Here is a 25,969-nt window from a genome sequence, read left to right as displayed (position 1 = left end):
TTAATTAATTATCAAGAAAAGCTTTAATAGCTTTGACTACATGTTTTACCACTTCATCACCGTAAACAACATGAATTCCACGTTCTATACCAGTACTTGACACTAGGAAATTTTTTTCAACCTGAATCCCTTCTCTATCGAGAAATTTTTTACCACATCTATAATCGCAACCTTCAACTAACACCCATTCTTGTGCACCTTCAGCGGCTTCTGCTAATCTCATTTTTACTTCCTTAGCACGACCAGCTAATTTTACAAACTTTCCATGCCCATCATTTGCTACCTGGGCGGCTGCGTTTGAGGTTAACTTAGCTAGATTGCACATTCCTGGACAGGCGACAATTCGCAGTTCATTTTTCTCTTCTTCACTCATAATTAATAACCTCCTTTATTACATATGTATACTGCCACAAGAAACATTCATCAGGACACGAGGACAGTACTTAGTAGGTAGTAGCTCATTACTCACCTTATTCAAGCTTTGTTTATAGATATTTCTTGATGTCCTCGCTGGATGGTACTCTACCCATTATTTTCACTTTTTCATCTACTACAAGAGCTGGAGTTTTCATGACACCATAGGACATAATCTCTTTCATGTCGCTGACTTTTTCTACAGTTGCATCAATTCCCATTTCTTCTACAGCTTTTTTTGTGTTTGCTTCTAACTTTTTGCAATTGGTACACCCTGTTCCTAATACTTTGATAATCATAGTTTTTCTCTCCTTAAATCATTTATTTTATTTCTCTAGATCAACAAAAATGAAAACGCATTAAATGAATATCCTATAATAACAATACCTATAGCTACTATAACTACAAACAGCACTAGTAGTTTTCTTTTTACTACTTTACTTAGCATTATCATTGATGGTAGTGATAAAGCCGTTACTGCCATCATAAATGCTAAAACTGTGCCAATGCCTACGCCTTTACCAAATAAAGCTTCTGCAATAGGTAATGTTCCAAATATATCAGCGTACATGGGAATCCCAACAACAGTGGCAATTAAAACTGAAAATGGGTTACCTGATCCAATGGCCGTTTCTATAAAAGACTGTGGTATCCAGTTGTGTATAAGAGCTCCTATTCCAACCCCAATTAATACGTAAAGCCAAACTCTATGAAAAATCTCAACAACTTGCTCTTTAGCATAGGTTATTCTCTCTTTTCTCGTCATTTCTTCAATTTCAGCGTCTACATCTTCTATCTCTTTGACGTAGCCTTCTATGTATTCATCCATTTTTAGTTTATCAATGATTGTTCCACCAATTACAGCTAAAACGAGTCCAACAATCACATAAGCAATTGCTATTTTTGGACCAAAGAAAGACATAAGTAGAAGCAATGATGCTAAATCTACTAGAGGTGAGGATATCAAAAATGAAAAAGTAATCCCTACAGGTAATCCTGCTGAAGTAAAGCCAATAAAAATTGGGATACTAGAACAGCTACAAAAGGGAGTTATAGTACCCAAAAGAGCCCCGAGAATATTCCCTCTAACCCCTTTTATCCCTCCTAATAATTTCTTTGTTCTCTCTGGTGGAAAGTAACTTTGAATATATGATATGGCAAATATTAATACGGATAAGAGTATGAATATTTTAATAGTATCGTATATGAAAAAGTGGAGACTACCACCAACCTTATCTTGTATTGATAAACCTAAAACGTCTTCTGTAAGCCACTTGATTAAGTTAAACAACCAATCCATCTTTAATAATTGATCATTTAACCAACTGAATATTAACGATATAAAATCCATATTTGACCCTCCTTTTTAAATGTTCCTATCTCCAGAAAGAAGCTCTTTCTTTTTAGCTTCTATATATTGTTCTGCATCCACAATTTCTAATAAATCATTTTTTATAATCGGATACTGCTCTACATCGTCTATAATTTCCTTTAGTAAATTTTTAAGTGTTTTATTATTATCATCTAAATAATAGTATATAAATTGTTCTTTTCTTTCATCACGAACAAACCCCATATCTCGCAATTTCCCTAAGTGTTTAGAGATCTTAGGTTGTGATTCTTTTAGTACACCCTGTATTTGACAAACACATAACTTCTTATGGTAAAGTAATACTAAAATTCTTAGTCTAGTTTCATCTGACAGTACTTTAAATAAATTTAATAGTTTATCCATTTTTCACTCCTATAAATCATATAATGCTTATTAATTGGTATTGTCAACTTATTCCTACAATATTTGTTTTTCACTTCTTAAACCTAATCCCATTGGAAGATTAACAAATAAAAACTTCAATGACGAGACAAAAATGGGCTAAGTAAATAGGATGGTTTTTAATCATCTTTAATTTATTTCTCTATTAATTCCAGTAGTTTATTACCCTTTATTTCATCTGCACTCCAAGGAATTACTGCAAAGTTACCATTTGAGTGTTCATCTACTTTATTAATCCACTCAATTTCGTTACTTGCCTTTGCTTTTAGCATTTCATTGGTGGTTCCAGTTTGGTAGAGAGATGAATTAATAATCCACCACTTGCTATTAATATTTGCTCGTTTTAAGTCATCTTCTAATCTCATTGCTTCGTATACTGGAGTGGTTTCAGCGAGGGTGATAATAAGAACTTCTGTTTCCTCAGCATTACGCAGTCGTGGAAGTAATTTTTTAGCAGATTGTGGTACATCACCTTGTGATCTTGAGATTTCCTTATTATAACTATCTGTTGATTCTAAAAGAAGTAGAGTATGCCCTGTTGGTGCAGTATCAATTACAACAATCTGGTCTTCTGCTTTATCAACTACCTCAGCAAAGGCTCTGAATACTGCAATTTCTTGGGTACATGGGGATCTTAAATCTTCCTCTATATATGCAAGATCGTCTTGTGACATGGTTCCTCTTGCCTTTGACAGAACAACTTCTTTATATTTTTCTAATTCTTCTTCTTCATTAATATGACTCATTGTAATATTGTCATTCTCTTGTATGATATATTTTAAATGTGCTGCAGGGTCAGTGGTTGTTAAATGAACTTTTTTGCCTTTTTGAGATAAACCTAGTGCAATTGCTGCAGCAATCGTAGTTTTCCCAACTCCACCTTTCCCCATTGTAAATATCACTTTTTTATTTGAAACGTGTAGATCATCAATGACGTCCTTAAGACTTGGAATTGTCGTTGAATTAATTTTTTCGTCTCTTATAGCAACCTTATCCTCTACAAGAAATGCTCTCACATTATCTATACCTGTAATATTGTATGCTCTCAGAGGAATAGTATAAGTCGTAATATCCTTTAATCCTTCTGGTATATCTTTAAGTGAGTTTTGCTGTTTATTGTATAAACTTTCTGATATAAAATCATCATAAGATGTTAGAACGCCATTTATTACAAGGGTTTGGTTTTTTACTCCAATTTCCGCAAGTTCCTTTGAGGCTCTTTGCGCCTCTACTAATGGACCTTCTTCAGGGCGAGCAACGAGAATCAAAGTTGTCATTTTTCCATTGGCAAGATTCTCAACTGCACTTTTATAGATCTCTTGTTTTTCTTCTAACCCAGATAACTGACCTAGACAGGATGCACCATGAGTACTCTCATCGATAAAATTACTCCATGCTGAGGGTAGTTGTAGCATTCTTAGTGTATGCCCTGTTGGTGCAGTATCAAAAACGATATAATCATATTCATCCTGAGCTTTTTTATCTGTGATGAAGTTTGAAAACTCATTAAAAGCGGCAATTTCAACGGTACAAGAACCTGAAAGTTGTTCTTCCATATTATTTATTACAGAATCGGGTAATTTTCCACGGTATGGGCCAATGACGCTTTCACGGTATTCAGCTGCTGCCTGTACAGGATCAAGATTCGCTACAACTAGATTAGGTACTTCTTTGATGGGAAGTCCTTTATTACTAAGATTGGTATTAAATACATCTTGCAGATTTGAAGCAGGATCCGTACTAACCAAAAGCACTTTTTTCCCACTATCTGCGAGGACCACTGCTGTAGCGCAAGCAGTTGAAGTTTTACCAACACCTCCCTTACCTGTATAGAATAGATATTTTGTCAATGGTATATTTTGCGGATTAAAAATTTGCATTTTGATACCTCCATTTTTGCATCTTACTTTAATAGTTTAAAAAATGCGACTATCAACTGTTCGTTGCTTACTAAAAACTAATTAACAGCAGCCACCTGAGCAGCCACAATCGTCTGATTTGCTATCCATTTTTACTTCTTCTTCGTTCTTTTCTTCTCCATCCATATTTAAAAAACTATCTGGAATATCTAACAATCTAGAAAATTCTTCATTACTAGGATATCTACCCTCTATGATAATCTCTCCATCTAATGTAATAACTGGTAATTTTTCATCACCATTTGCATAAATAAAATCATTGATTTTTCTGTTGTTTATAAACTCCATAGGTGCATCCGTTAAATTAAATCGATCAGTTTTGAACCCATTTTTTTCTAATGAGTTCAAAACAGTCGAAATACGAAGAAGTTCGGGATCAACTCCAACCCCACAAAGACCAGTGGAACAACACATAGCCGGTTCAAATATTTGCATTTTTTTCATTTAAATTCACTCCATTTTTTTTATTTTCATTTTAACTTTCCAACTTTTTCTCTCTGATTTCTACTGTTCTAACCTTCTACATAATAATAAATTAATTACAATTTCTATTTTTTTCTCTGTAGCTCATCAATTGTTTATAATCAGCCACATATGTTGGTAACACTATTAATTTCTTCTGTAGATACTCCCAGAGGTCCTTATGATCTTTCTTGAAATTATCATTTATCGTGTAGTATGCCCATTGAGCTTGCTTGTAACTATCTAAAATACCTGATTTTTTAAGAACCGTCAGATGTCTCGAAGCATTAGATTGTGTCAAATTTAAACAATCTTCAATTTCACAAACGCACATTTCACTTTCTAGTAGTAGGGATAAAATTCTAAGCCGGCTCTCTTCAGATAATGCTTTAAATATATTTGTCATTTACACACCTCCTTTTCGCTTATATGCGTGAATGAGTAAGTACGCATATACTAATTCTATGTTTTATAAGATATTATGTTACAATATTATTTGATATTTTAACTAATAAACTACCTACTCTATATATGGGAAAGGTTGATTAATTAGTCACATTCCTATTATAATATTACAATCAGTTAATATTTTCATGTGGTATGAAAGAGTAGATTTAGTAATTGAGTCTACAATATCGATTATTTTCTATATATTAAATTATAACTATCATATCGACATCTGTCAATATGATAGTCTTAGTCTATTTATTCTTATAATTCAATAATAATGCTGAGTTAATGATTACTGCAACTGAGCCAACATTATGTACTAAAGCACCAAGTATTGGACTTAGAATACCTGTCATTGCTAATATAATTGCTGCGAAATTTAGAAGCATGGAAAGTGCTAGGTTCCATTTAATGGTTACCATAGTTCGACGTGATAAACTTATTAAAAAGGCAATTGATTTTATATCGTCATTAATTAGTGCAATATCTGCAGCTTCTACTGCAATATCACTGCCAATTCCACCCATTGCAATACCTACATATGCTTTTTTTAGGCTTGGAGCATCGTTGACGCCATCTCCAACCATACAAACCATCTCATTCTTTTTTTGATATAACTCGATTACAGACATTTTATCTTCTGGTAAACACTTTGAATGAATATTAGCAATTCCTACAATCTTAGCAATATGACTAACTGATTGTGAATTGTCTCCGCTTAATAATATGCATTCTACATCAATATCTTGAAGCTTTTTGATTATATCTTTAGAATCTTTACGTAATGTATCAGATAATGCTATAAAACCTGCTTGTTTTCCGTTAATAGCAACATAAATAATGGTACAACCGCCATTTGTATATGTAGATGCTTCATTGAACATACTTTCTGTTACTATAACAGAATTCTCAATCAAAAATTCTTTATTGCCTGCAACAATTACTTCATCCCCGATTTGGGCTTGAACGCCACGACCTGCAAACATTACGAATTCTTGTGGATCTTCTAATATATCATTTGTATCAGTTCTAAAATGTGAAACAATTGCTTTACCTAAAGGATGTTCAGAGCGTAATTCAGCAGAAGCTGTCATTTTCAATAAATGCTGACTACTAATATCAGAATTTATGCTTTGAACAGCAACAACACAAGGCTTACCATAAGTAAGCGTACCCGTTTTATCGAATGCAATTTTAGTTACTTTTGCGAGCCTTTCTAGTGCATCTCCTTCACGAACAAGGATGCCGTATTTTGTAGCATTTCCAATACCAGCGATAATAGCAGTAGGTGTTGCTAGAACTAGAGCACATGGGCAGAACACGATTAAGACTGTAACTGCACGAATAATTTCTCCTGTTACAAACCAGGTACCAATTGCACTTATAAGAGCAATTACAACTATCCAAGTAGCCCACCTATCAGCCATTCTAACAATTTTAGCTTTGCTTGTATCAGCAGATTCTACTAGTTTAATCATTCTTTGGAGTGAACTATCCTCCCCAACTTTTGTAGCTTCCATATCAAATGTACCAAACTGATTTACTGTACCACTAAAAACATCTTCTCCAGCACCTTTATCAACCGGTAGTGACTCACCTGTCATTATTGATTGATTAACTGAGGTTTCTCCAGTTATAATAATGCCATCTACAGCAATAGTTTCACCAGGAATGACACGAAGTAAGTCTCCAACTTTTACTTGTTCAGCAGATATTATACTCTCTACTCCATTGCGAAGGACTCTTGCAGTTCTTGGAGTAAGATGTACTAATTTTTCAATACCAGCACGGGCTTTAGCAACAGTACGTTCCTCTAAAAGTGCACCTAATGTCATGATAAATGCAACCTCACTTGCAGCAAAAATTTCACCAATGAGAATGGCTGCAACAAGTGCTAATGCAACCAAAACATCAGCTTTAATATCAAAGTCTTGTATAAGTCCTTCAACAGCCCCTTTAATTATAGGAACACCACAGAGAATAATAGCTAACCATGCTATATCAATTTTAAAATTAGTTATGTCTAAAAAACTTATTAAAATTGATATACCAGAGATTATTATGAATAGAATACTGCGGTTTTGTTCATTTTTATATACCTCAACTAATTTTTTCATTCTCCTAACCCATCCTTGAGAAGTGTTCTACTGCCTTAGCAAATTCAGCAATTGTTTTTTCAGCATCTCCATGCTCTAAACCATCACGAACACAATGTTGTAAATGACCTTCTAATACTACTTGCCCTACTTTATGCAATGCACTTTTTGCAGCATTAATTTGCACTAAAATATCTTCACATGGAATATCTTTAGATACCATTTCAGAAATGGCTCTAAGTTGCCCTTCAATTTTTCTAATCCTTACTTGAACCTTTGGAATATCCATACATTGTCTCATTTTTTTTCCTCCTCAACATATACCTATACCCCTAGGGGTATAGGTATATGTTATTACTTTCTAATATTAATGTCAATAATACTTTGAGATTAGATGATTTTTGGATAAACTAATAAAAGTTAACCTGTGAAGATATTTTTGGAGAATTGTGAATATTTCTGATATAATTGAATTTATTTATCTTATACATATTAAAATTAACGGAGGATAAAGTTATGCTACATATAGATTTCTACATAATTTTACTAGCCACTGTTCCCAGTTGGCTATGGTACAGAAATAGAATATATGCTAAAAACAAAATGGTATTTAATATTTATAGAGAGTTAATTGCGAATATATTTTTTGTTTATCTTTTATCCGTGGCATATCTTACATTAAAGCCTTTTACCTTTATTATTCCTTTTTTGGGTGGCTCAACTTTTAGAGGTTCTTTTGATACAAATCTTTTTTATCAGTTGACAATAGTTTTTCGAAATAATCCCCAAAAAGGTATCCTTTTTTCATTAGGTAACATTTTGATGTTTGTTCCCTTTGGAGCTCTTAGCCCAATTTTATTTAAACGAGCTCGTAGTTTTTTAAATATTATTGTACTAGGTTTTTCGTTTTCTTTAACCATAGAGTTAACACAAACTTTCTTTACTTTTAGTCGACTTGCAACTGTTGATGACTTGTTTTTTAATACACTAGGAGCAGCAATTGGATTTATGTTGTTTTCAATCTTAAAATCAATGGGTACTAAATTAAACTTTATAAACAAATTTACAATTGATTAAAATATATTCTCATAATAAAGTACCCACAAGAAATATACTTCACTATTTCTTGTGGGTACTTGAACAATATATTTAATTACTTAATCATTTCTATTACACCTTTATCGTATAATATTTCTCCGTGCTTGACTACATCATATGTAAGTGAATTTACTATGTACATATTTTTTTCAAATTCATCATTAGAATACACAATGATATCAAATGGCGACTCAATATTCTTTAGTATTCTTCTTATATATTTGCGTTTTTCACGTTTATTTATCTCTTCATTCCAAACTACTACAAAAATAGAGATAGGTCCCATATTAAGATAATAAATTTTTTGAGGATTTAATTCCATCACTATTTTATTTTTAATACGGTTTTCCATAATTTTTTTCCTCTTTCTAAAGCCATTTATTACGTTTTTTATTATTATTAAATATGTAGCACATGGAATACATTATATTATCTAGCAATCATATTTCATGTCATAATTAGTCGTAATAATCATGATAAAAAAATTTTTTTTAGCCATGATTTAAAGATAAGTTTATAAAAAGAAATTTTATGTTTTAATACATATTATACATACCTAATTCATTATGGATCTTACCATGTATAAAATAATCAATAGCAACATCTACGACAACTGCTAAATCTTCTGCATTAAAATAGTCCTCTGTATTTTGATCCATTAATATATTAGCAGTAGTCTCAAATTCATCATCTGCTTTATATAATACAAATTTAAAACTAATGTTCTTCATAAATTCAAAAGCAAATGAGAGATCGCCCTTCTCCATAATCTCAACATTAAGGGTACCCAAATTTTTAAGAAAAATTTCTGACTTTTCTCCGTATATTTTTGCTAGTCTTAAAATCGTCCTCTTATAAAAATTAGTATAATATATTTGTCCATCTTGAATGTCTTTATAACTTATATATTTATTAGTTAAAGGTACTCCATTTCCATTTACTAAATACCTTAACAAGATAGTCTTTACAACATAGGATTTCACTGTTTCTCCATTATTATCATAGACTTCGCCTGTTGGATAATTAACTGTATATAATTTACCCATAAGGTAGAGTGCAAATGTGTTATTATTAGAATTATATGGAATATCTAGTTTTCTGCTTATAGATTCTGGTTTAATTTCTGCAAATTTATTAACTATAAAATCAAAAGGTACTTTTTCTTGATGTTCTCTCATCATTACAACTCTCCACTCTTAAACATTTTAGCACTTAACTTAATAACTAATATTACAATTATAACATGTTTATCAAATAATGATGTTTAGTAAGCTTAAAATATGAGAATATATAATAGTAAAGTTTATGAATTCTATTCAATTATCATAGTAAAGCTAAATTTAAAAGCAGTCTTTTACAATAAATTATATTGGAGGTTTCAAATGAGTAAAGTACAATTATATACATGGACATATTGTCCCTATTGTATAAAAGCAAAAAACCTATTGGAAAGCAAAGGTATCCCATATGTGGAAATATGTATTGATGATGATAGTGATAAAAAAAGAGAATTGTTTCAAAAAACTGGACAGAATACTGTGCCATATGTATTCGTAGGTGATACTTGTGTTGGTGGTTTCTCTGATTTAAATAATCTAAGTAGCTCCGGTGAACTTGATAATCTAATTAATCCTGTCTAATATATAATATTTTTTTATTTTTATCTTGACAACTATATAATTAAGTATTATCATATAATTGTAATCATTACAAACTTGTAATCATTACAAGGAGGTGCTCAATATTAATAATATTATTTCTAAAGATTATTTAAGTTCTAAAAATATTAAACCTTCTTTTGCGAGGATTAAAATATTTGAGTATCTTTCGAATAATCATATTCATCCAACTATTGATGAAATTTATCACGCTCTTATAGATGAAATTCCTACTTTATCTAAAACTACAGTTTATAATACAATGAAAATATTTATTGATAATAAACTCGTTAAATTAGTATCAATTGAGGATACTGAGACAAGGTATGATATTAATGTTCAGATTCATGGACATTTTAAGTGTGAAAGTTGTGGTAAGATTTATGATTTTAATGTTGATTTACACAATCTTCTTACAGATGATCTAAATGGTTACAATATTCATGAAAAAAACATTTACTTTAAAGGTATCTGTAATACGTGCTCCAACAATTCTAATACTAATTAAATAGTAAGAATAGCGTCTCAAACGCTTTATTCAAGTTTGATAGAAAGTATTATCTCAAAAAGTTAGGCAATTTTCTATCGCAAATAAAAGGAGGAATTATTAATGAAAAATTTAAAAGGTACTAAAACGGAACAAAATTTACAGGAAGCATTCTCTGGGGAATCTCAAGCAACAAACAAATACGCTTATTTTGCAAGTGTTGCCAAAAAAGAAGGCTATGAGCAAATAAAAGAAATTTTTGAAGAAACATCTAAAAATGAAAAAGAACATGCTAAACTATGGTTTAAGTACTTAAATGGCATTGGTGATACTGCTCAAAATTTAGTTCATGCTGCAGAAGGTGAAAATTATGAGTGGACAGAGATGTATAAAGAATTTGCAGAAACTGCTCGTGAAGAAGGTTTTGATGAAATTGCTGAAAAATTTGAAGGTGTAGCTAGAATTGAAAAAGGACATGAAGCAAGATATAAACAACTTCTTAACCGTGTAGAAACAAAAACAGTATTTGTAGAAACCGAAGAAACTACTGTATGGAAATGTAGAAACTGTGGTCATATTCATGTAGGATCTCAAGCACCAAATATCTGTCCTGTTTGTGATCATCCAAGAGCGCATTTTGAAATAAGAGCACTTAATTATTAAGACTTACAAAAGAGATCGCTAAAGCGATCTCTTTAAAATTATTGCCAGTATATTTCAATTTTATCTTGAGGTTTCAAACCATCTGTATAAGCTGCCTTAGTTCCGTTTAATTTAAGATTTATATTCCCCTTCCCTTCATTGCTATTAAAATCTATAAAATTAAATATATCCACAAATATATACGATTCTTTCCCTAATAATTTAATTGGTTTTTTATTGACATAGACTATAAAGTCTTCATTTTCGTTAGCTTTTTCTTGGGAGTCTTGCTTTAGAACTAGTTCTATTCTATCATTATCGTTTACTAAAGTTTTCAATTGACTTATTGATCCATTTATATAAAAGTCAAAATTATTATGTTTAATCTGTAAATACTCCAACACATCTGATAATGAATCTATCGTATTAGTTGTTATAAAGTCTCCATTTCTAACCTGATAATTTTCTGAAGTTTTTTCTCCATTTACGTTTACTACAACAGTTATATTAATAATCTTTCCTCCAAAGAATATCTTTTTGTCTTTCATATCCTTTGTTAGTTCACCTACTATAAGAGATGCATCTTTTCCATTATATGCTGGAGACAAAATAATTTCATCATCATTATAGATCGTGGACATTAAGTCACCATTTTTATCATTTATAACAATTTTTGCCGCTTCTCCAAGTTCACCTTGTATTTTAATAAGCTTATTGTTATAAGTAAATTCTAAATCTTGTCCATTTTTTAGTATAAAATTATTTGAATTGAAATTTCCTTTAATAGCGGCATCCATCACAGTTAGCATTTTGGAATTTAATAGTTTTGTTTTAACTCCATTAATTCTAACATTTATAAAACTTATTCTTGAATTCATCCACGATGTCAAACATATTCCTACAGGTGTTATATATTCAGGTCCTTTAATGTCAATATCATAATGCAAATTTTCTTCTGAAGTACTAGATACATCTTTTATAATAACTCTTTCATTAGAAATTTCTAATCTTTTTGCTAATTTTTCTAGCAAAAGAGGAAATTGACTGCCACCTCCTACACAAAAAACTGCCTTAGGAGGAATGCCTCCATTTAGCTCTGTAATCTTATTTGCAATATCCGTAGTAATTTTATCTAGTGTCTCTTCCAATTTAGATAATATATCCTTAACGGAAATACTTTGTTTTAATCCTAGTATATCTATAAATTCTATCTTTTCATCTAAAGATAATCTTTTTTTAATCATCTCTGCTGTGTCAAAATCGATCAAGTATTCTTCGACAAGCTTCTCACTAAATTCATCTCCTGCAAAAGGCAACATTCCATAAGCAGTAATACTCCCATCTTTTGTAATTGCAATATCTGATGTCCCAGCGCCCACGTCAACTAAAGCAAGATTCAGCATTCTGATTTCTTTAGGAATTGAAACATTGATCGCGGATATAGGCTCTAGAGTCAAATGAGATACACTAAGTCCAGCACCTTCAACCGCACTATAAAGACTGTCAATAACCTGTCTTGGTAAGAAAGTTGCAATGATTATCGCCCTTAATTCCTTGCCCTTATGGCCTAATAAATTTTCTATTTCATAATCATCTAAATAGTATTTTATAGTAGAGTGTGCTACACAGTAATAATCTAATGTACTGCTATTTTCATCAAATAACATTTGTTTTGCAGTTTCTACCCCTTGTAAGCCAAGTGTATGCACATGTGATTTCATTATGGTTTTATCTTCTTTGAATTGTATCACTGCTTCAGCTACTTTAGTTTTTAACACTCTACCAGCAGCTGCAATAGCTACATCTTTTAAGTCTAATTTGCTAGTACTCTCTAGCTCTGACTTTAATTTTCTTACAACCTCTGTTACTTTATCAATGTCGTGAATTTGGCCATCTAACATAGCTCTTGTTTTATGTTCTATTAAGGCTGTATAAGCAATATGTAATTTTTTCTCTTCTTCATATCCTAGGACCCCGACCACATTTCTTGTACCTATGTCTAGCCCAAATACCCATTCTTTTTCTTCTGTGATTTGATTCATCTATTTAACCCACCGTCCAATACATTGTATATTCATATTTTATCATATCGTATATTAATCGTATACGTATTTAGTTTAATACTGTATTCAATTAGTTTTTATTTGACATAAAAGTAACTATCATGTTATATTAAAATTACAATTAACCATGAAGGTTAACTAAACTTTAATATATAATTATTAATGGACTCATGAAGGGGACGATTTATTTGTGTACCCTACCATGAGTTTTTTTACTACTTAATTCATATCTATTTAATATTATAAGTAACATAATAGGAGATGATAAATATGCATATGGCTGATGCTTTAATTTCACCAGTAGTAGGAGGCATAATGTGGGCAACTTCTGCAGGTGCAGCTTCTTATTCAATAAAAAAAATAAAATTAGACTTAGACGAAAAAAAGATTCCTTTAATGGGAGTTATGGGAGCCTTTGTATTTGCTGCTCAAATGATAAATTTTACAATCCCAGGGACAGGTTCTAGTGGACATATTGGAGGAGGAATACTTTTAGCAATTTTGTTAGGTCCTTATGCTGGATTTTTAACTATGGCTTCTGTTCTCGCTATACAAGCATTATTTTTTGCAGATGGAGGTTTATTAGCATTAGGAAGTAATATATTTAATCTTGGTTTTTACACGTGTTTTATAGCTTATCCATTAATATATAAAAGTATTATTAAAAAAGGAATTACAAAAAAACGAATATTTGTCGGTTCTTTATTAGCATCAGTAATTGGACTGCAGTTAGGATCATTTAGCGTCGTTCTACAGACCTTTTTTTCCGGAATAACAGAACTTCCCTTATTAAGTTTTTTATTATTAATGCAACCTATACACTTAGCCATTGGCTTAATAGAAGGTTTAATAACTGCAGCAGTAGTAACTTTTGTTTGGAGTGCTCGCCCAGAAATATTAGAACCTATAAACTCAAAAATTAGATCCAAAAATATGTCTTATAAAAAGCTAATTGCTGTATTACTTTGTTCTGCAGTCCTAATAGGTAGTATGTTGTCGTGGTATGCATCTTCAAATCCAGATGGCCTTGAATGGGCTATAGAAAATATCACTGGAAACGCTGAACTAGAATCTTCAGAAAACCTACATACCACACTAGAAAGTTTTCAAGAAAAAATATCTTTTTTACCTGATTATTCATTAAAAACAAAAGTAGAAGTAGAATCAAATACACCAGTTGACGTTGGAACTTCTGTGTCTGGATTAATTGGTGGACTACTTACCTTATTTTTAGCAATATCGATAGGACTAGTAATAAAACTATTTAAAAATAAACGATTAAAAGAAAATTAGGTAGATCAAATGGCGAACGTATCAGATTCTATTTATGAAATTAGGTATTTAGATGAGCTATCTCAAAAAAATAGCTTTATACATAAATTACATCCACTAGTTAAGTTGATTGTTAGTATTTTTTATATTATCATAACTGTATCATTTGGAAAGTATGAAATTTTGTCATTGACACCTCTGACAATCTATCCAATAATATTATTTACTCTTGGTGATATTAAATTTTTTCCTATACTTAAAAGGTCTTTCTTAGTGCTTCCTGTAGTATTAGGATTGGGAATATTTAACCCTATATTAGATAGAGAACCGCTATTAACCTTTATGAATTTTGCTATTACAGGTGGTTGGATTTCATATCTTAGTTTAATAATGAAGTGCTTTCTTACGGTTCTATGTGCATTATTATTAATTTCTACTACAGGTATTAATAACATAGCTATTGCTTTGAGGAGTTTACTTATTCCTAAAATATTTGTAACTCAATTTCTACTAACTTATCGATATATTTCTGTATTATTAGAAGAAATAATTAGTATTTGGACAGCTTACTCCCTTAGAGCTCCAGAACAAAAAGGTATTAGTTATAAATCTTGGGGACCATTATTAGGGCAGTTACTTATACGAACTTACGATAGAGCTCAACGAATTTATAACGGAATGGTGCTTAGGGGTTTTAGCGGAGAATTTTATCAAGACAAAATACGATTTAGCTTAATAGATTTTTGTTACTTAGTGATTATGATTGTATTCTTACTATTAACTAAATTATACAATATCCCACTAATACTAGGTAATATATTGACAGGAGTGTAAAACATGAGCCATCATAAAATTATACTTGAAGAAGTTATTTATACTTATCCCGATGGAAAAGAGGCATTAAATAATATAAGCTTCGAAGTTCATCACGGAGAATCAGTGGCAATTATCGGTTCAAACGGGGCTGGTAAATCTACGCTACTTCTAACCTTAGTAGGGATTTTATTCCCTAGCAGTGGTAAAATTACTATAGGTGATGTACCTGTCACAAAGCAAACTCTATCCTTAATTAGACAAAAAATAGGTTTTACCTTTCAAAATGCTGATGACCAATTATTTAATGGATCTGTATATGATGATGTGGCATTTGGTCCTCGAAATTATAAACTCTCCGAATCAGATGTAGAAAAAAAAGTAAGTAAAGCACTTGAAATTGTTGGAATAACTCATTTGAGAGATAGGCCTCCTTATAAGTTATCTGGTGGAGAAAAACGTTCTGTCTCAATTGCTGCTGTGCTTTCTATGGATCCAGATATTTTACTAATGGATGAGCCTTCTGCTGCTCTAGATCCAAAATCTAGGCGACGTTTAATTAATTTATTATTAGATTTTAAACATACAAAACTAATAACCACTCATGATCTTGACATGGTATTAGATGTATGTGATCGTACCATCGTTTTAGGTAATGGTAAAATTTTAGCAGATGGTTCTACTGTTGATATATTAAATGATGAAAAACTCCTAGATGAATGTGGATTAGAAAAACCTCTTAGCTTGCAGTCCTGTCCTATTTGTAACAAAAGATAGACTTATAACTCTATCTCATTGTAATTTTTTCTTAAGATGACTAAAATATTAATAAAGGAGATTAGAAAAATGATATGTGATATGTGTAATCATGAAGTTGATAATGAAGAAATAACTAAGTATTATGGTAAGAATCTTTGTGAAGACTGTTATATTGCTGAACTCCATCGTCCAAAAGCATGTGATCCTGCAGCAGTTTCTTCTGCAAAAAAAAGTAGAGTGCGAATGGGGCAAGTTGGTGATGCAGGTCTAACAGATCTTCAAAAAAAGATATATAATTATGTTAAAGATAACGAAAAAGTTGAAAAAAGTTTATTGCCAGAAATTCTAAATATCCCACCGTCTGAGTTAGAAACACAGTTTGCTGTACTAAGACATTGTGAATTATTGAAAGGGCAAAAGATTGATAATCGTATCTATATAACTACTTTCTAATTGTAAGATATACCAACTATTGATTTCGTATTATACTAATGTTAATATGAAATCATAAAAAACAATTGAAAGATACTGGGGGGATACTATGAAAATCGCTGTAATTGATGGTCAAGGTGGAGGAATCGGACGTGTAATAATAGAAAAAATTCGTTTGGAATTTGGTCAAAACATAAGTATTATTGCTCTCGGTACCAATTCGCTTGCTACTGCTGCTATGCTTAAGGCGGGAGCAAATATAGGTGCAACAGGAGAAAATGCAATAATAGTAAATGTACAAACGGTAGATGTAATAATGGGTAGTATCGCTATTATGGTATCCGATGCTTTAATAGGAGAACTTAGCCCCGCAATGGCCAACGCCATCACAAAGAGCGACACTGCTAAGGTATTAATTCCATTAAATAAATGCAATATACATGTAGCTGGGACAGTAGATGAGCCCCTTCCTCATTATATTGATGATTCTATAAAAATAATAAAAAAGATAATAGGAGGTAAAATAAATGTGTGAAGCAAACGTATATTTAGTTGACGAAAATGGCGAAAAAACTTTGTTATTAGAAGCAGTTGATAGAATAATACCTGAAGGCGATAATGTTTTTATTGAAAATATCTTTGGTGAAAGAAAAACTGTAGCTGCTAGAATACTTGAAATGGCATTAGTTGATCATAAAGTACTATTAAGTAAAATAATTTAGTAAATGTCATATTAGTTGAAAATATATATTGACAGATTTTTCGACTTATGCTATATTTTAAACAACTTAATAATTACTTCAGGGCAGGGTGAAATTCCCGACCGGCGGTTATAGTCCGCGAACCTATTTGGTTGACTTGGTGAAATTCCAAGACCGACAGTAAAGTCTGGATGGAAGAAGTGTATGTATTTTAAACTTAATGTTTTAATACTTATGAATTTATGCTCTGGAGATGTCTATCCAGAGTTTTTTTTATTATTAGTATTAGTGATGTAAAACTAAACTTTGGAAATGATAATATCAAGAATTGTTACTCTGATATTATTAAAATTACAGCATATACTGTAAATATATTTAAACTTTACAATTATATTGAATTTTTAAGGAGGTAATGCTTAGTTTGAACATTGAATTTATGAGGCTTGCACTAAAATTATCTACAAAAGGTATTGGCTACACTAATCCTAACCCTTTAGTAGGAGCCGTAATAGTAAAAGACAATCAAATTATTGGTCAAGGATATCATAAAAACTACGGTGATTCCCATGCTGAGATTGAAGCTTTAATAAATGCAACAGAAGATGTATCTGGCGCAACTATGTATGTGACTCTCGAACCTTGCTCCCATTATGGCAATACACCTCCTTGTACTGAGGCAATTATAAGTAAAAAGATATCTAGAGTTATTATTGGAATGACTGATCCTAATCCCCTAGTCTCTGGTAGAGGGATAAAGTTACTCCAAGATCATGGCATAGAAGTAACCACTGGAATTTTATCGCCAGAAATAGAAAAACTAAATGAAATATTTATAAAATATATTACTACATCTATGCCCTTTTGCATTATGAAGACAGCAATGTCTTTAGATGGAAAAATATCTACCCCTACTGGTGAATCAAAATGGATCACAGGGGAAATCGCTAGAAATTACGTACACAAAATTCGTCATCAAGTATCTGCCATTATGGTGGGTATAGGAACTGTATTAATTGATAATCCATCCTTAACAACGAGATTTCCTAATTACCACGGCAAGGATCCTCATCGTATTATTTTAGATACGAAAGCGTCTATACCTTTAGACGCTAAAGTTTTAAATATTGAATCCGAATCAAAAACTATTATCGCTACCACTAATAAAGCTGATTGTAGTAAGTTATCTAAATTAAGAGATAAAGGTGCTCATATTATTATTACTCCACTTAAAGATGGAAAAGTAGATCTCTATTCTCTTATGACAACACTGGGAGAAATGAAGATTGATAGTGTCCTATTAGAAGGTGGTTCAGAATTAAATTTTAGTGCTTTAAATGAAAATATAGTAGACAAAGTTATAACATTTATTGCCCCTAAGATAATAGGTGGAAATTCTTCTAAAACTCCAGTTGGAGGGAAAGGAATTTATAATCTATCAGATGCTTTTATACAAGATAATATTTCTATCGAGAAATTAGGTAAAGATATCAAAATAGAGAGTTATATAAGGAAGTGATAAGCGTGTTTACTGGATTAGTTGAAGATATAGGCATTGTAAAAAGCATAACAAAATCTGTTAGATCTGCAAAAATAACAATAATAAGTGATTTTATATTAGAAGATGTAAAGTTAGGCGATAGTATATGCACAAATGGTGTATGCCTTACGGTTACTAATTTAAATAATAAAGAATTTTCTGTAGATGTAATGCCTGAAACTATAAGAAATAGTAATTTAAAAAACTTATCCTCTGGTAGCAAAGTAAACCTAGAACGTGCCCTAAAAGCAAGCGATAGATTAGGAGGACATATTGTCTCTGGTCATATCGATGGAATTGGTACAATTAGAAGTTTTAAAGAAGAAGAAAATGCTACATGGATTTCGATTGCATCAGAAGAAAGTATACTTAAGTATATAGTTAAGAGAGGTTCTATCGCCATCGACGGTACTAGTTTAACAGTTGCTTATGTAGATGATCAAGTGTTTAAAGTATCAATTATCCCCCATACTAAAGAAAAAACTATATTATTAAATAAAAAAGTGGGCGATGAGGTCAACTTAGAATGTGATGTAATAGGTAAGTACATTGAAAAACTTACTTTTCACAACGAAAAGAAAACAATTGATGTAAACTTTTTAAGTGATAATGGTTTTATTTAGAAACAATAGCAAAAAATTATATATAAAAAACAAATATAAGGATGTGGCATAATGTATAAATTTAATACAATTGAAGAGGCTTTAGAAGATGTTAAAGCAGGAAAAGTCATCGTAATTGTGGATGATGAGGGAAGAGAAAATGAAGGTGACTTATATGTTGCTGCAGAAAAAGCAACACCAGAGGCTATAAATTTCATGGCTACTTATGCACGTGGTCTCATATGTACTCCAATGAGAAAACAAAGATTGGATGAACTTGGTATACCTCAAATGGTTCAAAATAATACTGATCCTAAGTGTACCGGTTTTACTATTACAATTGATGCTACTGAAACAACTACAGGTATATCAGCTCATGAAAGATCAACAACAATACTAAAACTTGTTAAACCGGACACTACTGAAACAGGCTTTACAAGTCCTGGACACGTATTCCCATTAGCTGCAGTTGATGGAGGAGTTCTAGAGAGAAATGGACATACTGAAGCAGGTGTTGACCTTGCTGAATTAGCAGGTTTATATCCAGCAGGTGTTATTTGTGAAATCATGAATGATGACGGTTCTATGGCAAGAGTACCACAATTAATGGAGTACATCAAAGTTCACGACCTTAAAATTATAACTATTGAAGATTTAATTGAATATAAAAAAAAAATGAAATTATAGTTGAAAATTGTGCCAGAGCTCAAATGCCAATTAAACATGGTAATTTTGATATTATTGGTTACAGAGAAAAGTATACTGATTTAGAACATGTTGCACTTGTAAAAGGAGATATTTCCAACGGCGAGCCTGTACTAGTACGTGTTCACTCAGAGTGTCTAACTGGAGATGTATTTCATTCACTAAAATGTGATTGTGGAGAACAATTAGATCAAGCTATTAAAAATATTGAAAAAGAAGGAAGAGGGGTGGTACTGTACTTAAATCAAGAAGGACGTGGCATTGGTCTAGTTAATAAAATCAAGGCATACGCACTACAAGATCAAGGTATGGATACGATTCAAGCAAATTTAGCTCTTGGTTTTCCTGAGGATATGAGAGACTATCGAGTAGGAGCACAAATACTAAATGATTTGGGCATTGACGAAATTAAACTTATGACAAATAATCCTCAAAAGATATACGATTTAAATCAATATGGTATGAAAATAGTTGAGAGAGTACCTATTCAAATAGATTCAAATGAAAAAAACGAAGGCTACCTAAAGACAAAACAGGAAAAAATGGGACATATAACACAATATTAAGGAGGATTACAATGAAAGTATACGAAGGCAAATTAATCTCAGAAGGTAAAAAATATGGAATAATAGTAGGAAGATTTAATGAATTTATCGGTGGCAAATTATTGTCAGGTGCTATTGACGGATTAAAAAGACATGGTGCTGGAGAAAATGAAATTGAAATAGCCTGGGTTCCTGGAGCTTTTGAAATTCCTTTAGCTGCAAAAAAGATGGCTAATACTAATAAATACGATGCTATTATATGTTTAGGTGCTGTAATAAGAGGTTCTACTACTCATTATGATTTAGTAGCCGGTGAAGCTACAAAGGGCATTGCTCATGTTTCCTTAGATACAGGTTTACCAATAATTTTCGGAATTCTTACAACGGAAAACATAGAACAAGCTATCGAAAGAGCAGGAACTAAAGCTGGTAATAAAGGGTATGAGGCCGCTGTAACTGCAATTGAAATGGTCAACCTTTTTAATGAATTTGAATAATTACTATGATTTCAAACGTAAATACAATATTCTTCGATTTTGATGGTACATTACACGATAGTATAACTGTTTACGTTCCTGCTTTTAATAAAGCTTACAATTACCTTGTTCAAAATAATCTAGCTAAAGAAAGAGTATGGAAAGAATCTGAAATATGTCACTGGCTAGGTTTTAATAAGGTAGACATGTGGAAAAAATTCGCACCTAATCTAGACGAGGACGTGATAGAAAAAGTCAGTAAGTTGATTGGCGATGAAATGGCTTTCCAGATTAGAAGTGGGTATGGATACTTGTATGAGGGATGTAGTAGTATACTTAATTATTTAAAGAATAAGAATTATACTTTAGTATTTCTAAGTAATTGTGGTTCCTATTACAAAAATCTTGTTAAAGAACATTATCATTTGGATTTATATTTTACTGATATGTTTTGCTCTGAGGAATTTAACCAAATCCCTAAATATGAAATCCTCAGACAATTAAAATCAAGGTATCTAGATGAAATGGTGATAATTGGCGATAGATTCCATGATATAGAAGCTGGAACAAAAAATAATATTCACACAATCGGTTGTGAATATGGATATTGTCAAAATGGAGAACTAAACAATTCAGATCGTATTATTAAAAATATTAACGAGTTATACACAATTCTTTAGTATTAGGGGTCATATTGACCCCTAATACTATTATTTAATCTCTTACTAATTTTCTGCCATCTTATCCACAAATTATCTTCAACTTGATAACAAAATTTCTTATGTTGTCCACATAATTATCCACTTACCCACAATTAAATTTATATTAGTATTAATACACATTATAAAGATGTTTAAATATCTATGGTTTTAGCTAATACTGTATATATATGATAACTTATGAGGTGTAGGTTTATGATAGTCAAAAGTAGAATCTTACTTGTAGTAATAGTTTTTTCATTTATTTTAGGCTCGTTTATTCTTCTTTATAGTTTTCTATTAACTCCTGTAAATCGCAATAATGAACAAGCTTTATTTGAAATTACATCTGGAAAGAGTATTGGAGATATTGCCATAGATTTAAAGGCTCAAGGTCTTATAAAAAGTGTTAATGCCTTTAAATTACATGTAAAGTTACATGATATATACAATCTAAAAATGGGCACTTATGAACTTACAGACTCTATGAGTGCGAAAGAAATTGCCAATAAAATTCAATTAGGTGATGTAATTTATCCAAATAAGGTTAAAATTACATTTCCCGAAGGTTTAACTCTTTTAGAAATGGCTAATATTTTATCTGAACAAATGGATTATTCCACAGAGTATATTATTAATGCATGGAATCATCCTAAATTCTTAGAAGAAGTTATTTCTAATTTTTCATATATAACGGAAGATATTAAAAATACTGGCATTTCATATCCATTAAATGGTTACTTATTTCCTGAGACTTATATTTTTCCTAATAAAAATATTCCTCCAGAAGATGTAGCATGGATTATGCTATCTAAAATGGAATCAGTATTATCAGAGTATTCATATTTAATTGATAATCAAGATTTATCAATCCATGAACTTTTGACTTTGGCATCTATTATAGAGTATGAAGCTATGATTGATGAAGATAGACCACTAATATCTGGTGTGTTTCATAATAGATTAAATATTAATATGAAATTAGATAGTTGTGCTACACTACAAATGGCATTAGGTGTACACAAAGAAATTTATAATAATTTAGACACACAGATAGATTCACCCTATAATACTTATTTAACTTCTGGATTACCTATCGGCCCCGGTAATTCACCCGGTATGAAGTCAATAGTAGCAGCATTAAAACCTACTAAGCATAGTTATTATTATTTTTTATCAGACATTTACGGTGACAATACAGTATACTATAGCGAAACCATAGATCAACATAACTTATACAAGAATAAGTATTTAAAGTAAGTGGTAATTTTTATTTCATATAATTATAACTTTCATGAATTTAGTAACTAATGTTACTGATTTTATCTCTTGACTGAACTATAATGTAAACATAGAATACGAATAAAGGAGATTAATAATGAAAAGAGATATTATTATAATAGATGAAGAAAAATGTAATGGTTGCGGACTTTGTGTAGAGGGTTGCCATGAAGGAGCTCTAAAAATGATCGATGGAAAAGCTAAATTAATATCTGAATCATACTGTGATGGTTTAGGGGACTGTTTACCTCAATGCCCGACAGATGCTATTACTATTGAACAAAGAGACGTTGCTGCGTATGATGAAGAAGCTGTACAAGTAAATATGGCCAAAAAACAATTATCTACTCAATCTGCTCCTACTGGAGGTTGTCCAGGTAGTCGTGCTATGACTATTGAACATAAGCAAACAACTGAAAGTTCTAAGACTATAAATACAGAAGTCCAGTCAGAACTGCGACAATGGCCTTGCCAAATTAAATTAGTACCACCAAATGCACCTTACTTTGATAATGCACACTTGTTAATTGCTGCAGATTGTACAGCTTATGCATATGCCAATTTTCATAATGACTTTATGAAAAATAAAATAACTATCATTGGATGTCCTAAATTAGATAATGGCGATTACTCAGATAAGCTTACTGAAATATTGACAAATAATGAAATCAAAAGTGTAACTGTGCTTAGAATGCAAGTTCCCTGTTGTGGAGGTATTGAGAGTGCAACAAAGCAAGCATTAATCAATAGTGGAAAAATGATACCTTGGAGCATAACAACTATCGGTACAAATGGTAATATCATAGAAAATTAATTGTTATTACTTAGTTATATAATTAACTAAATTAACGTCGATTCCTAGTATTTACTTCTAGGAATCTTTTTTTATATTGTAAAAACTCAATTATAAATAATATTATAAGTTGTATACTTTTTATAATTGTAATATAAGTATATACAACTAATATATAAAATGGTAAAATTATCTGTAAGTGCTTATTTTATAACGGGGTGATTTTAAGTGAGAGTAATTAATCATGTTAAAAATACACGTATTATATTATTAATTCAAATCATTTCATATTTTATAGTTTTAATACTTCTCTCATCTTTAATTGCTATTATTTTAACTAACACTATATGGTCCTCCTTTATTTATTTATTTCATATAGTATCTCAATTAGCTTGTGTATTTGTAATATTATGTATTTTTGGTGTCGTTTGGATTTCAAATGACTACACCGACATATCCGAACACCATCGTATTTTAGCTTTTGGTCTTCTAGCAGTAGCTATCTTAGATTCATTGCACCTGGCTACTTTAAACACATCCTTTCTTAGTGATATTAGTGTACGTCACTACCTAGAAGCTCGATTTATGGAAAGTGCAGTATTATTCCTTGCAACTTTTAGATTTATACAAAAAAAACTACATAATAAATATGCACTTCTTTTTATTTCAATATTCACAACAGCAACTATACTATTAATTGGTAGATTCCCTATCTCATGGCCTACTCTGTACGTAGAAAATGTCTTTACAAGTTACACTTCAATGCTACAAACTCTAGTAATATTTATATATCTACTTGCTTTTATTAGTTTAGTCTATCAATATGTAAGATATACTGTCTGTGATAGATATATAATATTATCTACTCTTTTTTTTATGTCTTCAGGACTAAGCTTCATGAATTTGACTAATCCTTTAAGTTTTTTTATTGTGTTAGGTTATATATTAAAATTTATAGCTTATTTTCTCTTATTTAAGGCTATTTTTATAACATCTATTGTACATCCCTATAAGGCTTTAAAACTGTCTAAATCAAACTTAAATGAAATATTAAATAAATTACCTATAGGTATAATAAATTTCGATAAAAACTCAGTACTTACATTTGCTAATCAACATGCTTTAAATCTTTTTGAATGTAATTTTTCACAGATATATAAACTTACTAGAGATCAATTTAGCATGAAATTTAAAATAGTCGACAATATTTTTGACCATAAATTGAAATTGCTTAAAACAGCAAAAAATAATGATTTAATATTTAACAGCTCTGATATATATTTTGATAATGGTATGATCAGTACAATTATCGATGCTAAACATGAACAGCAATTAAATAAATTTGATCTTTATACATATACAATACTTAACTCAATAGATAACCTAATATTGCTACTTGATACAGATGATCATATTATAGATTGTAATAATGCGCTTACTGAATGTTTGGAAATGGATAGAGAATCTATTATAGGACTTAATATCCACGATTTTAATAATAAAATACAACTTATGTATAAGGACGGTAGCTATTTAGATGCTGCTAATAATAAAGATAAAAATCTTGAATACACACTTACAACACCTAATGGTAACCGTAAAAGTATTGTTTCCCAATACAATAGTATCACTAATGTCTACGGAGAGGTTATTGGAGCTGTTTCTATAGCAGCAGACCTTACTGATTTTAAGAAAGAATATTCTAATTTGCAAAACCAAGAAAGGTTAGCTCTTATTGGACAAATGGGTTCGGGAATCGTTCATGAAACTAAAAATTATCTATCTTCTATTAAAGGTTATTGTGAACTCTTACTTCTAAGTTTGAGAGATGAACGGCAAAAAGGTTATGCATCAAAGATACAATTTATTGCAAACGATATGAATGGATTAATTAGTGAATATTTAAATTTATCAAAACCTTCACAGATAATACTCGATGTACTTTCTTTAAATGAACTTATCGAGTCTACTAGGTATATCTTAGAAAGCCCTTCCTTTATTGCAGGATCAACTTTGGATATTGATTTATGTCAATCGGACAAGGATGTACTCGCTGATGAATCTCAACTAAAACACGTAATTATAAACCTTGCGAAAAATTCTGTAGAAGCAATGAAAGAAGTGGATCATGCACACTTGATAATTAAAACTGTAGTAAAGGATAATAATATGCAAGTAATAATCTCCGATAATGGCATTGGTATTTCTCCTGAAAACTTAAAAAAAATAGGTACTCCTTTCTTCACAACTAAAAAAACAGGAACTGGTCTGGGATTAAGTAGTTGCTACAAA

Annotated in this window: 29 protein-coding genes, 1 pseudogene and 1 riboswitch; of the genes and pseudogenes, 18 read left to right on the top strand and 12 right to left on the bottom strand. The window is 31.0% G+C overall.

Annotated elements, in window-relative coordinates; genetic code table 11:
* Positions 1-4: 4 nt before the first annotated feature.
* From GC105_RS13480 to GC105_RS13440, 9 genes are all read right to left on the bottom strand, one after another.
* On the bottom strand, positions 5-373 hold the full coding sequence (locus GC105_RS13480; protein ID WP_152805775.1) for a putative zinc-binding protein: 369 nt from the start codon (positions 371-373) through the stop codon (positions 5-7).
* Positions 374-485: 112 nt separating this feature from the next.
* Positions 486-713: a thioredoxin family protein gene (locus tag GC105_RS13475; protein ID WP_152805772.1), complete on the bottom strand. Its 228-nt coding sequence runs from the start codon at positions 711-713 to the stop codon at positions 486-488.
* A 35-nt stretch (positions 714-748) separates the two neighbouring features.
* Positions 749-1,765, bottom strand: a complete 1,017-nt coding sequence (locus GC105_RS13470) for a permease (RefSeq protein WP_152805770.1) — start codon at positions 1,763-1,765, stop codon at positions 749-751.
* Between the two features lie 15 nt (positions 1,766-1,780).
* Positions 1,781-2,149 carry an ArsR/SmtB family transcription factor gene (locus GC105_RS13465; RefSeq protein ID WP_152805767.1) on the bottom strand — a complete coding sequence of 123 codons (369 nt, stop codon included), beginning with the start codon at positions 2,147-2,149 and terminating at the stop codon, positions 1,781-1,783.
* A 173-nt stretch (positions 2,150-2,322) separates the two neighbouring features.
* Positions 2,323-4,068 carry an arsenical pump-driving ATPase gene (arsA, locus tag GC105_RS13460; RefSeq protein ID WP_152805765.1) on the bottom strand — a complete coding sequence of 582 codons (1,746 nt, stop codon included), beginning with the start codon at positions 4,066-4,068 and terminating at the stop codon, positions 2,323-2,325.
* Positions 4,069-4,149: 81 nt separating this feature from the next.
* Positions 4,150-4,551 (bottom strand): arsenite efflux transporter metallochaperone ArsD, encoded by a 402-nt coding sequence (arsD, locus tag GC105_RS13455; protein WP_152805762.1) that lies wholly within the window; start codon positions 4,549-4,551, stop codon positions 4,150-4,152.
* A gap of 91 nt (positions 4,552-4,642) precedes the next feature.
* Entirely contained in the window at positions 4,643-4,975 is a 333-nt protein-coding gene (locus GC105_RS13450; RefSeq protein WP_152805759.1) for an ArsR/SmtB family transcription factor, read from the bottom strand.
* Positions 4,976-5,270: 295 nt separating this feature from the next.
* Complete coding sequence (locus GC105_RS13445) at positions 5,271-7,136, bottom strand: heavy metal translocating P-type ATPase (protein WP_152805756.1); 1,866 nt, start codon at positions 7,134-7,136, stop codon at positions 5,271-5,273.
* Positions 7,137-7,140: 4 nt separating this feature from the next.
* Positions 7,141-7,416 carry a metal-sensing transcriptional repressor gene (locus GC105_RS13440; protein ID WP_152805753.1) on the bottom strand — a complete coding sequence of 92 codons (276 nt, stop codon included), beginning with the start codon at positions 7,414-7,416 and terminating at the stop codon, positions 7,141-7,143.
* A gap of 215 nt (positions 7,417-7,631) precedes the next feature.
* Between GC105_RS13440 and GC105_RS13435 the strand changes: the two genes are divergently transcribed.
* A complete protein-coding gene (locus GC105_RS13435; RefSeq protein ID WP_152805750.1) occupies positions 7,632-8,192 on the top strand; it encodes a VanZ family protein in 561 nt (186 codons plus the stop codon).
* Positions 8,193-8,268: 76 nt separating this feature from the next.
* Here the strand turns inward: GC105_RS13435 and GC105_RS13430 are convergent, their stop codons facing one another.
* Positions 8,269-8,565, bottom strand: coding sequence for a hypothetical protein (locus GC105_RS13430; protein ID WP_152805747.1), 297 nt, complete (start codon positions 8,563-8,565; stop codon positions 8,269-8,271).
* 184 nt (positions 8,566-8,749) lie between these two features.
* Positions 8,750-9,394, bottom strand: a complete 645-nt coding sequence (locus GC105_RS13425) for a DUF3786 domain-containing protein (protein ID WP_152805744.1) — start codon at positions 9,392-9,394, stop codon at positions 8,750-8,752.
* Between the two features lie 201 nt (positions 9,395-9,595).
* Here GC105_RS13425 and grxC point away from each other — a divergent pair, with 201 nt between their 5' ends.
* The 3 genes from grxC (at position 9,596) to rbr (ending at position 11,021) form a co-directional block, all read left to right on the top strand.
* Complete coding sequence (gene grxC, locus GC105_RS13420; RefSeq protein WP_152805740.1) at positions 9,596-9,853, top strand: glutaredoxin 3; 258 nt, start codon at positions 9,596-9,598, stop codon at positions 9,851-9,853.
* 94 nt (positions 9,854-9,947) lie between these two features.
* Positions 9,948-10,379, top strand: a complete 432-nt coding sequence (locus tag GC105_RS13415) for a Fur family transcriptional regulator (protein ID WP_343030036.1) — start codon at positions 9,948-9,950, stop codon at positions 10,377-10,379.
* A 102-nt stretch (positions 10,380-10,481) separates the two neighbouring features.
* A complete protein-coding gene (gene rbr / locus GC105_RS13410; protein ID WP_152805737.1) occupies positions 10,482-11,021 on the top strand; it encodes a rubrerythrin in 540 nt (179 codons plus the stop codon).
* 38 nt (positions 11,022-11,059) lie between these two features.
* Here the strand turns inward: rbr and GC105_RS13405 are convergent, their stop codons facing one another.
* Positions 11,060-13,042, bottom strand: coding sequence for a cell division protein FtsA (locus GC105_RS13405; RefSeq protein WP_152805734.1), 1,983 nt, complete (start codon positions 13,040-13,042; stop codon positions 11,060-11,062).
* 291 nt (positions 13,043-13,333) lie between these two features.
* Between GC105_RS13405 and GC105_RS13400 the strand changes: the two genes are divergently transcribed.
* From GC105_RS13400 to GC105_RS17610, 14 genes and pseudogenes are all read left to right on the top strand, one after another.
* Complete coding sequence (locus tag GC105_RS13400; protein ID WP_152805731.1) at positions 13,334-14,356, top strand: energy-coupling factor ABC transporter permease; 1,023 nt, start codon at positions 13,334-13,336, stop codon at positions 14,354-14,356.
* A gap of 9 nt (positions 14,357-14,365) precedes the next feature.
* Positions 14,366-15,169 carry a cobalt ECF transporter T component CbiQ gene (cbiQ, locus tag GC105_RS13395; RefSeq protein WP_152805727.1) on the top strand — a complete coding sequence of 268 codons (804 nt, stop codon included), beginning with the start codon at positions 14,366-14,368 and terminating at the stop codon, positions 15,167-15,169.
* 3 nt (positions 15,170-15,172) lie between these two features.
* A complete protein-coding gene (locus GC105_RS13390) occupies positions 15,173-15,925 on the top strand; it encodes an energy-coupling factor ABC transporter ATP-binding protein (RefSeq protein WP_152805725.1) in 753 nt (250 codons plus the stop codon).
* A 69-nt stretch (positions 15,926-15,994) separates the two neighbouring features.
* Complete coding sequence (locus tag GC105_RS13385; protein ID WP_152805722.1) at positions 15,995-16,360, top strand: hypothetical protein; 366 nt, start codon at positions 15,995-15,997, stop codon at positions 16,358-16,360.
* Between the two features lie 88 nt (positions 16,361-16,448).
* Positions 16,449-16,874, top strand: coding sequence for a DUF3842 family protein (locus tag GC105_RS13380; RefSeq protein WP_152805719.1), 426 nt, complete (start codon positions 16,449-16,451; stop codon positions 16,872-16,874).
* Positions 16,867-17,061: a CooT family nickel-binding protein gene (locus GC105_RS13375; RefSeq protein WP_152805716.1), complete on the top strand. Its 195-nt coding sequence runs from the start codon at positions 16,867-16,869 to the stop codon at positions 17,059-17,061. The genes GC105_RS13380 and GC105_RS13375 overlap by 8 nt, the downstream gene beginning before the upstream one ends.
* Positions 17,062-17,131: 70 nt before the next feature.
* Positions 17,132-17,247, top strand: a riboswitch (FMN riboswitch).
* 214 nt (positions 17,248-17,461) lie between these two features.
* Entirely contained in the window at positions 17,462-18,556 is a 1,095-nt protein-coding gene (gene ribD / locus GC105_RS13370; RefSeq protein WP_152805713.1) for a bifunctional diaminohydroxyphosphoribosylaminopyrimidine deaminase/5-amino-6-(5-phosphoribosylamino)uracil reductase RibD, read from the top strand.
* A 5-nt stretch (positions 18,557-18,561) separates the two neighbouring features.
* The gene (ribE, locus tag GC105_RS13365; protein ID WP_343030035.1) at positions 18,562-19,200 is read left to right on the top strand and encodes a riboflavin synthase; all 639 of its coding nucleotides are present in this window, start codon (positions 18,562-18,564) and stop codon (positions 19,198-19,200) included.
* 48 nt (positions 19,201-19,248) lie between these two features.
* Positions 19,249-20,450, top strand: a pseudogene (locus GC105_RS13360) (bifunctional 3,4-dihydroxy-2-butanone-4-phosphate synthase/GTP cyclohydrolase II).
* Between the two features lie 11 nt (positions 20,451-20,461).
* Positions 20,462-20,926 (top strand): 6,7-dimethyl-8-ribityllumazine synthase, encoded by a 465-nt coding sequence (gene ribH / locus GC105_RS13355; protein ID WP_152805710.1) that lies wholly within the window; start codon positions 20,462-20,464, stop codon positions 20,924-20,926.
* Between the two features lie 5 nt (positions 20,927-20,931).
* Positions 20,932-21,585, top strand: a complete 654-nt coding sequence (locus GC105_RS13350; protein WP_152805708.1) for an HAD family hydrolase — start codon at positions 20,932-20,934, stop codon at positions 21,583-21,585.
* 234 nt (positions 21,586-21,819) lie between these two features.
* Positions 21,820-22,863: an endolytic transglycosylase MltG gene (gene mltG, locus GC105_RS13345; RefSeq protein WP_193708422.1), complete on the top strand. Its 1,044-nt coding sequence runs from the start codon at positions 21,820-21,822 to the stop codon at positions 22,861-22,863.
* Between the two features lie 118 nt (positions 22,864-22,981).
* The gene (locus GC105_RS13340) at positions 22,982-23,698 is read left to right on the top strand and encodes a 4Fe-4S binding protein (RefSeq protein ID WP_152805702.1); all 717 of its coding nucleotides are present in this window, start codon (positions 22,982-22,984) and stop codon (positions 23,696-23,698) included.
* Positions 23,699-23,905: 207 nt separating this feature from the next.
* A partial coding sequence (locus GC105_RS17610) for an MASE3 domain-containing protein (RefSeq protein WP_152805699.1) occupies positions 23,906-25,969 on the top strand: 2,064 nt, incomplete at its 3' end.

Source organism: Alkalibaculum sporogenes (assembly GCF_009362815.1).
Lineage (GTDB): Bacteria > Bacillota > Clostridia > Eubacteriales > Alkalibacteraceae > Alkalibaculum_A > Alkalibaculum_A sporogenes.
Note: the sequence above shows the minus strand (reverse complement) of the source record. Positions and strands in the feature narration are given on the sequence as shown.